Origin of the sequence: uncultured Lactobacillus sp., assembly GCF_944327175.1 — a bacterium.
Taxonomy (GTDB): Bacteria; Bacillota; Bacilli; order Lactobacillales; family Lactobacillaceae; genus Lactobacillus.
This window is the reverse complement of the sequence record NZ_CALVGT010000054.1, coordinates 22,530-34,884: the sequence shown is the minus strand read 5'-3', so window position 1 is coordinate 34,884 and position 12,355 is coordinate 22,530. Positions and strand designations below refer to the sequence as shown.

Here is a 12,355-nt window from a genome sequence, read left to right as displayed (position 1 = left end):
TTTCTTGCCAACCGAAGTCCTTAGGAACTACCAAAACAGCTGGACCCTTCTTTGCGTATGCTTGACGGATAGCAGTGTCCATCAAAACCGGCAAAGCTTCCTTGGTCTTGGCTTGGTGTACCCAAACGGCAACGTCACGGAACCATGGCATTTCGTCAAAGGCTTGGAAGAAGTTGATGTCTTGACGAGGAGTTGGAACGTTGGCTACCAGGGCAACCATTGGGGTCTTGTCGTACTTAGCGTCGTACAAGCCGTTCATCAAGTGGATGGCACCAGGACCGGCTGAACCCATGCAGACACCAACCTTGCCAGTAAGCTTGTATTCTGCTGAAGCAGCCAAGGCACCGGCTTCTTCGTGACGGACTTCGATGAACTTGACCTTGTCTTGCATTTCGTAGATCGCGTTCATGGTTGAGTCAAAAGAACCACCTGGGAAACCGTAAAGGTGGTCAATGCCCCACTTGTACATAACATCTAAAACAGCGTTTGCGCCCTTAATTTTTGCCATAAGTGAATCTCCTTAAAAATTATTACTTACAGCCCTTTATTAAACCACATTTTTTCACTTTTGCAAGTGCTATCAAAAGCCGCTATAGCAAGGATTATCCGCTTTTTAAGCTAGTTAATTCACAAACTTGCTTTTCCTGGATAAAAAGTTTATGCTATCTTCCCTTTTTTTATTGTGAAAGATTAGCTAACTTACGGAGAATATTTTTAGGTAAAATTTTTATTATTTTTTGAAAAAGTATAAAAGCACTCGATTATTTAAAAAGCAGGCCAGGATCTCTGGTCTGCTTTTTAAAATTATCGCTCTTTACTTCTTCACCTTGGCGTATTTGCCATTTTGCACGTAGACGCTCAAGATGGCCAAGTCAGCCGGGTTGACCCCGGAGATTCTTTCCGCCTGGGCCAGGGTTTCCGGCCGGATCTTGGCGAACTTCTCCCGGGCTTCCGTAGCCAGGCCCTCGATCTGGTCATAGTCGATGTCCTTCGGGATCTTCTTGGCTTCCTGCCGGCGCAGGCGGGCCACTTGAATCTCCTGCTTCTTGATGTAGCCGGCATACTTGATGTCGATTTCCACCTGTTCCTTGACATAGCGGTCCCCAGCCAGCTTCTGCCCGGTCAGGCGCTCAACGTCTTCAACCGTTATCTTTGGCCGTCTGAGGAAGACGTCTGCCTTGACCCCGCCGCTTAAGTCGGTCTCGCCTAAACCAGCCAGGTATTCGTTGACGGCAATGGTCGGATGGACGGTGATTTCGCCCAGCCGGTCCAGGTCTTCCTGGATCAATTCCTTCTTGGCCAAAAATTCAGCATAGCGGTCTTCGTCAATCAAGCCCAGGTCATGCCCCTTTTCCGTCAAACGGAGGTCGGCATTGTCGTGGCGGAGAAGCAGGCGGTATTCAGCCCGGCTGGTCAAGAGCCGGTAAGGTTCTTCCGTCCCCTTGGTTACCAGGTCATCGATCAAAACCCCGATGTAAGCTTCGTCCCGGCCCAGGGTGAAGGCTGGCTTGCCTTCCGCGCTCAAGGCCGCGTTGATCCCGGCAATCAAGCCCTGACCGGCGGCTTCTTCATAGCCGGAAGTTCCGTTCATCTGCCCGGCCGTATACAGGTGCTTGATCCGCTTGGTTTCCAGGCTGTGGGTCAACTGCCAGGGGTCAACCACGTCGTATTCAATGGCGTAGCCCGGCCGCATCATTTCAACTTTTTCCAGGCCAGCGACCGTGTGCAGCATTTCCAGCTGGATTTCTTCCGGCATGGAGGTTGAAAAGTCCCCGACATAGATTTCTTCCGTCTTCCGCCCTTCCGGTTCCAGGAAGATCTGGTGCCGGTCCTTGTCCGCGAAACGGACGACCTTGGTTTCAATTGACGGGCAGTAGCGTGGCCCTACCCCGACGATGTCACCGGAGAACATCGGTGACCGGTCCAGGTTTTCATTGATGATCTCGTGGGTCTTCGGGTTGGTGTAGGTCATCCAGCAGGAAGTCTGGTCAGTCAGGTAGTCTTCATCCCTGCTGGTAAAGGAGAAGTGGCGGGGCTCCTTGTCACCCGGCTCTTCTTCGGTCTTGGAATAGTCGATGGTGTGCCGGTTGACCCGGGGCGGCGTCCCGGTCTTAAAGCGGCGCAACTTGAAGCCCAGTCTTTCCAGGTTTTCTGACAATTTGATCGCCGGAATCGTGTTGTTCGGGCCGGATGAGTAGTTCAGTTCCCCGATAAAAATCCGCCCTCTGGCCGCGGTCCCCGTCGTCAAGACCACGCTCTTGGCCCGGTAGCGGGCCCCGGTGTTGGTCACCACGCCCTTGCATTCCCCGTCTTCAACAACCAAGTCGTCAACGATGGCCTGGCGCAGGGTCAAGTTAGGGGTGTTTTCGATGGTCCGCTTCATCTCTTCGTGGTAGTCCCACTTGTCGGCCTGGGCTCTGAGGGCCCGGACAGCCGGCCCCTTGCCCGTGTTCAGCATCCGCATCTGGATGTAGGTCTTGTCGATGTTCTTGCCCATCTCCCCGCCTAAAGCGTCAATTTCTCTGACCACGGTCCCCTTGGCCGGGCCGCCGACTGAGGGGTTGCAGGGCATAAAGGCCACCATGTCCAGGCCAATGGTAAGCAGCAGGGTCTTCTCCCCCATCCGGGCACTGGCCAGGGCTGCTTCACAGCCGGCATGGCCGGCGCCGACCACGATCACGTCATATTCGTTTGAAACATAAGTCTTCATCTTATTCGTCTTCCTTGCCTTCCTCGCTATTTCCCTAAACAGAACTGACTAAAGAGGTCATTGATCAATTCGTCCGGGGCGCTGTCGCCAGTGATTTCACCCAGGCTCTCCCAGGCCCCGGTAAAGTCGATCTGCACCAGGTCAACCGGCATCCCTTCCTCAAGCCCGCTGGCCACGTCGGCCAATTGTTGCTTAGCCTTGGCCAAAAGGCCCGCCTGGCGCTGGTTGGTCACCAGGACCTGGTCGTTGGAGTTTTCAATCCCCTTGAAGAAAAGTTTCTTGATCAAGGCTTCCAGCTGGTCCAGGTTTTCCTTCATCATAATTGAGGTGCTGATCACTTCACTGCCGCTTTCTTTGGCAATCTCAGCCGCTGTCAACTGCTGGCCCAGGTCCGTTTTATTCAGCACAATTATCCGTTTTTTGCCGGCGGTCAGATCCAGCAGCTGCCGGTCTTCTTCCGTCAATTCCTGGCTGCCGTCCAGCAAAAGCAGGATCAAGTCAGCTTGGGCAATGGCCTTCTTTGACCGCTCAACCCCGATTTTTTCCACTTGGTCCTCGGTATGGTGAATCCCGGCCGTGTCGATCAACTCCAAAGGCACCCCCTTGACGGAGACAAACTCTTCCAGGGTGTCCCGGGTGGTCCCGGCCACGTCGGTCACGATGGCCTTGTCGCTTTGGGTCAGGTAGTTCAGAAGGGAGGACTTACCCACGTTAGGCCGGCCGACAATCGCCGTCTTCAAGCCGTTTCTGAGGATCTGCCCTTCCTGGGCCGTTTCCAGCAGACGGTCAATCTTGCCGCTGACGGCTTCCGCGCAAGCCAGCATCTTCTGGGCCGTCACTTCTTCTTCATCGTATTCCGGGTAGTCAATGTTGACTTCGACATTAGCCAAAACATCCAGGATTTCCTGGCGCAGGGCCCGGATTTCCGTCAAGAGGCCGCCGGAGAGCTGCTTGACCGCCACCTGCCGGGCCTTGTCAGTCTTAGCCCGGATGATGTCCATCACGCTTTCAGCTTGAGTCAGGTCGATCCGGCCGTTGACGAAGGCCCGCTTGGTAAATTCGCCCGGGTCAGCCATTCTGGCCCCGTTGGCCAAGAGCAGCTGCAGGATGTCATTAGTGACCACGATCCCCCCGTGGCAGTTGATTTCCACGATGTCTTCCTTGGTAAAAGTCTTCGGCGCCAGCATGACGGAGGCCATGACCTCGTCGATCACCTGTCCGGTCGCCGGATCCACGATGTGACCGTAGTTGATCGTGTGGCTGGGAACTTTTTCCAGGTCCTTGCCCTTAAACAAGCGGTTGACAATGGCAACCGCATCTTCCCCGGAGACGCGGACGATGGAGATCCCGCCTTCTCCCAGCGGCGTTGAGATCGCCGCGATCGTATCAAATTCCGTTAAACGTTGAACCATCTCGTTACCTCGTTTTTTCCAATAAAAAAAGCGCAATTTCCACCATGAAAAATGATGGATAAAGCACTTTCACTACTTTATCTAAAAAACTTTAGATGAATATTCAATTATTTCCGCTTAATCCGCTTGTAAGCCCGCCGCATCTTGCGCTGGCGCTCGCGTTCAGCTTCTTCCTTGGCTTCCTGCTCCTTGCGGTACTTGAATGGGTTCTGCAGGACCAGGGTCTGGCCAACCTGGAAGAGGTTGGAGATCACCCAGTAAAGGGAGATCGCGGACTGGAAGATGATGGCCCAGATCCCGACCATGATCGCCATGGCATAGCTCATGACCTTGGTCATCGTAGTCTGGGAAGACTTAGGCACCGACAAAGTCGCGATGTATGAAGACAGGAAGGTAAATACCGCTGCCAAAATCGGCAGGATGTAGTATGGGTCTGGCTTGCCCAAGTCCATCCACAAGAATTTACCGTTCTGCAGCTCTGGCGTCCGCCAGATAGCCTGGTACAGGGCCCACATAACCGGCAACTGGATCACCATCGGCAGGCAGCCGGCGTAAGGATTGACGCCCGCTTCCTTGTAAAGCTTCTGCGTTTCTTCGTTCAGCTTGTTCCGGGTCTCCAGGTCCTTGCTGGAATACTTCTCCTGCAAGGCCTTCAATTCCGGCTGGATCTCCTGCATCTTTCTGGTGCTGTTGATCTGCACCGCGTTCAAAGGCAGGAGGATCACCCGGATGATAACCGTAAAGATGATGATGGCCCAGCCGTAGCTGCCCCCGCAGGCTTTGGCAATCCAAAGCACGAACTGGGAGAGGTAGTAAACTACCCAGGCATCCCACCAGTTGTTGGAATTATGGGAGATCGGCGTTGGCTTCTGGGTGGTCTGCGTGGCGCAGCCGCTCAGAACAAGGGCAAAAACCGTCACCAGTGCCAGAGCGGCCAGAAGGCGCTTGGTACTCTTCTTCGATAAAATGTCCTTCACTATTTTTCCTCTTTATTTGGCATTTCTTCAATGACGTGGGCCAGGTTCAGCGCGTGAAGCAGGTTTTCCCGCGTCTTTTCCCAATCGAAATCGCGAGCGTAGGGTCTGGCAATCACCAAGAAGTCCAGGTCCGGCGCAATCCGGTCCCGGTTCTCGGTCAACACCGCCCTGATGTAGCGCTTGAGATGGTTGCGCACAACGGCCGTGTGACCGACCTTCTTGCCGACAGAGATGCCGACGCGAAAATGCTTATTCTGCTTTCTAGGCAGGACGTAGATCACAAAAGCCCGGTTGGCAACTGATTCGCCATTTTCAAAGACGGTCTGAAAATCCTGTTCAGATTTAACTCGATATGACTTTCTCAAAGCTCTTTACACTCTTGCAAATTAAAAAAACCACTGGGATTCAGTGGCTTAAGCAGATAATACTTTTCTACCCTTTGCACGGCGTCTAGCCAAAACCTTACGGCCGTTGCTTGTAGCCATACGCTTCATGAAGCCGTGAACGCGTGAACGGTGACGCTTCTTAGGTTGGTAAGTTCTCTTAGTTGACATATATTTGCACCTCCATTTTTTAGTGCTACGTGCACAATTTCTTATCTAGAATAGCACGGAAATCGAAAAAAACCAAGCTTTTTCTTGTAAACTTGCCCGATTTTTTCCTTAGACTGCCTGAGACTGATCCCCCGCCTGTGGACAGAAAGCAGGCCGCGAAAAAATTTTTTCCCGGCAATCAACAGGCTTTTTTACATACTTATCCACAGTCCACAGCCTGTAAAAAACTTTTCCAACACCCTGTGGATATGTCTGGTCAAAGCCGGGCTCATCTTTTGCTGCTCTAAGAAAAGTTGTCCACAAGGCTTATCCACATTTGGCTAATTTTGATAAAATTATCAGCAGAGTTCACAGGCAACTTTTTATTTCTTGTCCACAGCCTGTGGATTCTGGATTTCTTTCTTCCACCTGTGGAAAACCTGGTCAGTAAATGCTAAAATAATTTTGCTAAAAAATTTTTTGGAGGGAATGTTTTTTGTTCGATTTAGAAAAATTCTGGGATAGCTTCAACGCTGAAATGCGGTCCGAATTTAACGAAGTATCCTATAATGCCTGGTTCAAAAACACCAAGCCCGTCTCCTTCAACAAGGACACCCATGAATTGGTAATCTCCGTCCAAACCCCCGTGGCAAAGGGGTATTGGGAGCAAAACATCTCCGCTAACCTGATCCAGTCGGCTTACGCCTACGCGGGAATCGACATCTACCCGGTTTTCGTCGTTAAAAACGGCCCGGCGCCCAGCAGCGAAAGAATGCTGGAGCCCCAGCCGCAGGCCAAGCCCGAGAAAGCCCGGCCGCAAGGCCGCGAATTCACCAAGGACCTGCGCTTAAACGAGAAGTATACCTTCGAGAACTTCATTCAAGGCGAGGGCAACAAACTGGCTGCCGGGGCCGCTTTGGCGGTTGCCGACAACCCGGGGACCTTCTACAACCCCTTGTTCATCTTCGGGGGCGTGGGCCTTGGTAAAACCCACTTGATGCAGGCGATCGGCCACCAGATGCTGGCGGAAAGACCAGATGCCAAGGTTGTCTACATTCAAAGTGAGACTTTTGTCAACGACTTCATCAATTCCATCAAGAACAAGACCCAGGATAAGTTCCGGGAGAAATACCGGACAGCTGACCTGCTCTTGGTCGACGACATCCAGTTCTTCGCCAAGAAGGAAGGGATTCAGGAAGAATTCTTCCATACTTTTGAGACTCTCTATAATGATCAAAAGCAGATCGTCATGACCAGTGACCGGCTGCCAACGGAAATTCCCGACCTGTCCGAGCGGCTGGTCTCACGTTTTGCCTGGGGACTGCAGGTTGAAATCACACCGCCAGACCTGGAAACCCGGATCGCCATCCTGCGCAAGAAGGCTGAATCCGAAGGCCTGGAGATCGATGAAAGCACCCTGGACTATGTGGCCAGCCAGGTCGATACTAATATCCGAGAGCTGGAAGGGGCCCTAGTCAAAGTCCAGGCCCAGGCCACCATTCAAAAGCAGGACATCAACATTGGCTTAGCCCGGTCGGCTTTAGCTGACCTCAAGCTGGTCCAGAAGAGCAGGGGGCTGCAGATTTCCAAGATCCAGGAGGTCGTGGCCAACTACTTCCAGACCTCAGTGCCGGACCTTAAAGGGAAGAAGCGGGTAAGACAGATCGTCATCCCGCGCCAGATTGCCATGTACCTGTCCCGCGAGCTCACCGACGCCAGCCTGCCGAAAATCGGCCAGGAATTCGGGGGCAAGGACCACACGACCGTGATGCATGCCTGCGACAAAATCGCCCGGCAGATCAAAACGGACACTGAAATCAAGTCCGCTGTTTCCGACCTGCGGCAGATGCTAGAAAGATAGGTCCGTTGATAACTTGTGGACAAGTCCACGATTTATCCACAGTTTTTCAACTGGCAAAAGTCCGGATTACCGGGCTTCCGGTTAGTTATCAACAGAATTCACAGGACCTACTACTACAACTATCTATGTATAAATAAATAATTAAATAAAGAGAGCAGCAAACTAACCAAGGAGGACCAGATGAAATTTACTGTACAGCGCAATCTTTTTATCAACGACTTGAATTCCGTTTTAAGGGCAGTTTCTTCAAGAGTCCAGATTCCGATTTTGAGCGGGATCAAGCTGGACCTGACGGAAACTGAACTGATCATGACTGGCAGCAATGCCGATATTTCCATTGAACTGAGCCAACCAGTTTCTGATGACTTACGGGTTGAATCAACTGGCTCCATTGTCGTGACCGCCCATCTGTTCAGCGAAATCGTCCGCAAATTGCCAGGCAGGGAATTCACTTTTGAAGTCAAGGAAGGCAACCAGATCCAGATCACCTCTGACAAGGCGGACTATGTCATCAACGGCCTGGACGCCAGTGCCTACCCGCGCCTGCCGGAAATTGCCGGAACTTCCTTCAGCCTGCCGTCTAAGACCCTGCGGGAACTGATCACCCAGACTGTTTTCGCCGTATCCACCGAAGAAAGCCGGCCAACTCTGACTGGGGTCAACTTCAGCTTCAAGAATGGGCAGATCAAGGCCGTGGCTACTGACTCCCACCGCCTGTCCCAAAGAATCGTTGACGTTGAAGCCGGTCCAAGCGAAGACCTGTCCCTGATTATCCCGGGCAAGAACCTTCAGGAACTGGCCCAGATCATCGGCGATGCTGACCAGGATATCAAGGTTTACCTGGGCGACAGCCAGATCCGCTTTGAATTTGAAAACTTGTCCTTCTACACCCGCCTTTTAGAAGGGGTCTACCCGGACGTTGACCGCCTTTTGCCAGCTGAGTCAACGACCAGCGTGCAGTTCAGAGTTTCTGACTTGATGCAGACTTTGAGCCGGGCCAGCCTCTTGACCCACGCCAACCGGACAAACGCCGTGCAAATGACTTTGAACGTGGCTGACCAAACCGTCCTGGTTTCCGGTAATTCCCCGGAAGTCGGAAAGATTGAAGAAGAAGTCGGCTTCAGCAGCTTAACTGGCCGGGACCTGACCATTTCCTTCAACCCGGACTACATGGCCGCTGCCCTGCGGGCCTCAGTAACTGACTCCGTCATCATCAACTTCACGGAAAGCCTGCGGCCATTCACGGTCGTGCCAAATGACCAGTCAATCGAATTTGTGCAGCTGATCACTCCAATCCGAACTTTCTAAAGCAGACTGCCAATAATTCACAAAAGCCACTCTCCGGAGTGGCTTTTTTTCGGCCATTTTTTCATACAAGCGTTTTTTACGGCTTTTAGCCCAAAATACCTGCTTTATGTAGCACGATACTAAATGAGTAAATAAACGCTCAGAGGCCCTAAAAAAGGCCTTCTTGATTGAGTTTCCCTGGAAAAAAGACTATAATTTATAAGTGGAATACTAGTTTTACATTGGTGAAGGTGAAGACTATCGAAACTTTTGCGATTAATGGTGAATTCATCACCCTCGGACAATTTTTGAAAGATGAATGTATCGTTTCCTCGGGCGGGCAGGCCAAGTGGTACCTCAAGGACAGTCCAGTTCTGGTCAATGGGGACAAGGAAGACCGGCGGGGCAGAAAGCTCTATCCTGGTGACCATTTGACCGTTGCCGGCAAGGAATACGAGCTGGTTCAGGGGCTTTAATGTACCTGGGCCGGTTTAAGCAGAGCGGTTTCCGCAACCTGGCTCCCCTTGACCTGGAATTTGACCCGCACGTGAACGTTTTTCTTGGTGAAAATGCCCAGGGCAAGACCAACCTGCTGGAAGCAATCTACTTTCTGGCCCTCAGCCGGTCCCACCGGACCAGCAATGATCGGGAGATGATTGCCTTCGGCCAGGACTTTGCCAGCCTGGCTGGCCGGGTGCACAAGCGCCAGCTAGACATTGACCTGCGCATCGTCATCAGCAAGAAGGGCAAGAGTGCCTGGGTCAACCGGGTCGAGCAGGCCCGGCTGTCCAAGTATGTGGGCCACCTTAACGCCATCCTCTTTTCTCCGGAAGATCTGGAATTGGTGAAGGGGGCCCCTTCTTTACGCCGGCGCTTTATGGACCTGGAATTCGGCCAGATCAATCCGGAATATCTCTATTTCGCCAGCCAGTACCGGCAGCTGCTCCAGCAGAGAAACAACTATCTCAAGCAGCTGGCCCGCCGGCAGGCCAGTGACCAGGTCCTGCTCGGGGTTCTGACTGAGCAGGTAGCCACGGCCGCCAGTGAACTGATCTGGCGCCGCTACCGCTATTTGGCCGACCTCAACTGCTACGCGGCCGAGGCTTACCGGGCCATTAGCGGGCAAAGAGAAGAGCTGCGGGTTCTTTACCGGCCTTCAGCCAAGGAAATTACGGATGAAGACCAGCCGGCCCAGATCAAGCAGAAGCTGCTGGACCGCTTTGCGGAGATCGCTGACGATGAGCTCAGACGGGCCACGACCCAGCTTGGCCCCCACCGTGATGACCTTGAATTCCAGCTGGACGGCAAGAATGCCCACCTGTTTGCCTCCCAAGGGCAGCAGCGGACCATTGCCCTCAGCTTGAAACTGGCGGAAATCCAGCTGATCAAGCAGCTGACGGGAGAAGAGCCGATTCTGCTTTTGGACGACGTGATGAGCGAACTGGACCAGAACCGCCAGGCAGCCCTGCTCAATTTCATCCATGGTCAAACCCAGACTTTTATTACGACAACCGATCTGGATGGTATTTCCCAGGAAATAGTCAAACAGCCGCGAATTTTTTACATCCATTCCGGCCAAATTATAGAAAAAGAGGAAGGATTAAATGGCAGACGAAGATAACAAATTGAAGAAGGCCAAGCAGTTCGAAAAAGAAGCTGACAAGTACAATGCCAGCCAGATTCAAGTCCTTGGCGGCCTGGAAGCCGTACGCAAGCGTCCGGGGATGTACATTGGCTCAACCAGCTCCCAAGGCTTGCACCACCTGGTCTGGGAAATCATCGACAACGGGATCGATGAAGCCCTGGCGGGATTCGCGACCAAGATCGAAGTCACCGTCAACGAAGACAACAGCGTGACTGTTCAAGACGACGGGCGGGGGATCCCGGTCGACATCGAAAAGAAGACCGGCCGGCCAGCCGTTGAAACTGTTTATACTGTCCTGCACGCCGGTGGTAAGTTCGGCGGTGGTGGATACAAGGTTTCCGGTGGTCTGCACGGGGTCGGGGCTTCCGTTGTCAACGCCCTGTCCACCAAACTGAACGTGACGGTTATGCGGGACGGCAAGAAGTACCACATCGCCTTTGACCACGGCCGGGTCGTTGAAGAACTGAAGGAAGTTGGGACCGTGCCTTTGACTGAACACGGGACTATTGTCCACTTCTGGCCAGACCCGAACATCTTCACGGAAACCACGGTTTTTGACGACAAGATCTTGAAGAAGCGGATCCGAGAATTGGCCTTCTTGAACAAGGGGCTGAAGCTGACCTTCACTGACAAGCGGAAAGACACGGCAGAAACCGACGCCTACCACTTCGAAGGCGGGATCAAGGAATACGTCTCCTTCCTCAACCGGGGCCAGGAGGTGCTTTTTGACGAGCCGATCTACGTGGAAGGCAAGTACGAGGGCATCGACGTTGAAGTGTCCCTGCAGTACACGACTGGCTACAAGACAACCTTGATGACTTTCGCCAACAACATCCACACCTACGAAGGCGGGATGCACGAGGCGGGCTTTAAGACGGCCTTGACCCGGGTGGTCAACGACTACGCCCACAAGGCCAAGATCTTGAAGGAAAACGACGACAACCTGTCCGGGGAAGACATCCGGGAAGGGATGACGGCCGTGATTTCCGTCAAGCACCCGAACCCGCAGTTTGAAGGGCAGACCAAGACCAAGCTGGGCAACTCCGACGCCAGAACTGCCGTTGACCGGGCCTTCTCAGAAACCTTCTCCACTTTCCTGATGGAAAACCCGCAGGTGGCCCGCAAGATCGTGGAAAAGGGGCAACTGGCTGAAAGAGCCAGAGTTGCCGCCAAGCGCGCCCGGGAAGTTACCCGGAAGAAGTCCGGCCTGGAAATCGCCAACCTGCCAGGCAAATTGGCCGACAACACTTCAAATGACCCGAACATCTCAGAACTCTTCATCGTCGAAGGGGACTCCGCCGGCGGCAGCGCCAAGCTAGGGCGGAGCCGGCTGACCCAGGCCATCCTGCCTATCCGGGGGAAGATCCTGAACGTGGAAAAGGCCTCAATGGACCGGATCCTGGCCAACCAGGAAATCCGGACCTTGTTTACGGCCCTGGGGACTGGCTTTGGGGCAGACTTTGACGTTTCCAAGGCCCGCTACCACAAGCTGATCATCATGACTGACGCCGATGTCGACGGGGCTCACATCCGGACTCTGCTCTTGACTCTCTTCTACCGCTACATGCGGCCGATGATCGACAAGGGCTACGTTTACATTGCCCGTCCGCCTCTGTACCAAGTGCGCCAGGGCAAGCTAATCAAGTACCTGGACACTGACGAAGAACTCCACGACTACCTTGGGTCATTGCAGCCAAGCCCAAAGCCAATCGTGCAGCGCTACAAGGGGCTGGGGGAAATGAACGCTGAACAATTGTGGGAGACGACCATGGACCCTGAAAACCGCCGCCTGGACCGGGTAGACCCGGAATACGCCAAGGACGCGGATGAAGTCTTTGAAATGCTGATGGGCAACGAAGTTGGCCCGCGGCGGAAGTTCATCGAAGACAATGCCCAATATGTTGAAAACTTGGATGCTTAATGGGAGGTA

The 12,355-nt window shown here is 53.2% G+C and carries 11 protein-coding genes; 5 read left to right on the top strand and 6 right to left on the bottom strand.

Features of this window, described 5'->3' with window-relative positions:
• The 6 genes from Q0J41_RS07100 to rpmH all read right to left on the bottom strand — a co-directional run.
• The coding region (locus Q0J41_RS07100) for a thiamine pyrophosphate-binding protein (protein WP_296227795.1) at window positions 1–508 on the bottom strand (508 nt) is incomplete at its 3' end.
• 306 nt (window positions 509–814) lie between these two features.
• Window positions 815–2,710 carry a tRNA uridine-5-carboxymethylaminomethyl(34) synthesis enzyme MnmG gene (mnmG, locus tag Q0J41_RS07095; protein ID WP_296227793.1) on the bottom strand — a complete coding sequence of 632 codons (1,896 nt, stop codon included), beginning with the start codon at window positions 2,708–2,710 and terminating at the stop codon, window positions 815–817.
• Window positions 2,711–2,736: 26 nt separating this feature from the next.
• Window positions 2,737–4,122 carry a tRNA uridine-5-carboxymethylaminomethyl(34) synthesis GTPase MnmE gene (mnmE, locus tag Q0J41_RS07090; RefSeq protein WP_296227791.1) on the bottom strand — a complete coding sequence of 462 codons (1,386 nt, stop codon included), beginning with the start codon at window positions 4,120–4,122 and terminating at the stop codon, window positions 2,737–2,739.
• Between the two features lie 107 nt (window positions 4,123–4,229).
• A complete protein-coding gene (locus tag Q0J41_RS07085; RefSeq protein WP_296227774.1) occupies window positions 4,230–5,099 on the bottom strand; it encodes a membrane protein insertase YidC in 870 nt (289 codons plus the stop codon).
• Window positions 5,099–5,464: a ribonuclease P protein component gene (gene rnpA, locus Q0J41_RS07080; RefSeq protein ID WP_296227772.1), complete on the bottom strand. Its 366-nt coding sequence runs from the start codon at window positions 5,462–5,464 to the stop codon at window positions 5,099–5,101. The genes Q0J41_RS07085 and rnpA overlap by 1 nt, the downstream gene beginning before the upstream one ends.
• Before the next feature lie 48 nt (window positions 5,465–5,512).
• Entirely contained in the window at window positions 5,513–5,653 is a 141-nt protein-coding gene (gene rpmH / locus Q0J41_RS07075) for a 50S ribosomal protein L34 (protein ID WP_008459582.1), read from the bottom strand.
• A 475-nt stretch (window positions 5,654–6,128) separates the two neighbouring features.
• On the opposite strand from rpmH, the gene dnaA reads away from it, so the two are divergent.
• The 5 genes from dnaA to gyrB all read left to right on the top strand — a co-directional run bounded on the left by dnaA (window position 6,129) and on the right by gyrB (window position 12,346).
• On the top strand, window positions 6,129–7,493 hold the full coding sequence (gene dnaA, locus Q0J41_RS07070; RefSeq protein WP_002879422.1) for a chromosomal replication initiator protein DnaA: 1,365 nt from the start codon (window positions 6,129–6,131) through the stop codon (window positions 7,491–7,493).
• Between the two features lie 180 nt (window positions 7,494–7,673).
• Window positions 7,674–8,801, top strand: a complete 1,128-nt coding sequence (dnaN, locus tag Q0J41_RS07065; protein ID WP_296227764.1) for a DNA polymerase III subunit beta — start codon at window positions 7,674–7,676, stop codon at window positions 8,799–8,801.
• Window positions 8,802–9,025: 224 nt separating this feature from the next.
• On the top strand, window positions 9,026–9,256 hold the full coding sequence (gene yaaA / locus Q0J41_RS07060) for a S4 domain-containing protein YaaA (RefSeq protein WP_296227763.1): 231 nt from the start codon (window positions 9,026–9,028) through the stop codon (window positions 9,254–9,256).
• Window positions 9,256–10,401: a DNA replication/repair protein RecF gene (gene recF, locus Q0J41_RS07055; RefSeq protein WP_296227761.1), complete on the top strand. Its 1,146-nt coding sequence runs from the start codon at window positions 9,256–9,258 to the stop codon at window positions 10,399–10,401. Before yaaA ends, recF begins: the two co-directional genes overlap by 1 nt.
• Window positions 10,385–12,346, top strand: a complete 1,962-nt coding sequence (gene gyrB, locus Q0J41_RS07050) for a DNA topoisomerase (ATP-hydrolyzing) subunit B (RefSeq protein ID WP_296227759.1) — start codon at window positions 10,385–10,387, stop codon at window positions 12,344–12,346. Before recF ends, gyrB begins: the two co-directional genes overlap by 17 nt.
• Window positions 12,347–12,355 lie beyond the last annotated feature (9 nt).

Excerpts from the sequence above, each read along its gene's own strand:
- mnmG (WP_296227793.1), bottom strand. The coding sequence starts at position 2,710 with ATGAAGACTTATGTTTCAAACGAATATGACGTGATCGTGGTCGGCGCC.
- mnmE (WP_296227791.1), bottom strand. The coding sequence starts at position 4,122 with ATGGTTCAACGTTTAACGGAATTTGATACGATCGCGGCGATCTCAACG.
- rpmH (WP_008459582.1), bottom strand. The coding sequence starts at position 5,653 with ATGTCAACTAAGAGAACTTACCAACCTAAGAAGCGTCACCGTTCACGC.
- dnaN (WP_296227764.1), top strand. The coding sequence starts at position 7,674 with ATGAAATTTACTGTACAGCGCAATCTTTTTATCAACGACTTGAATTCC.
- recF (WP_296227761.1), top strand. The coding sequence starts at position 9,256 with ATGTACCTGGGCCGGTTTAAGCAGAGCGGTTTCCGCAACCTGGCTCCC.
- gyrB (WP_296227759.1), top strand. The coding sequence starts at position 10,385 with ATGGCAGACGAAGATAACAAATTGAAGAAGGCCAAGCAGTTCGAAAAA.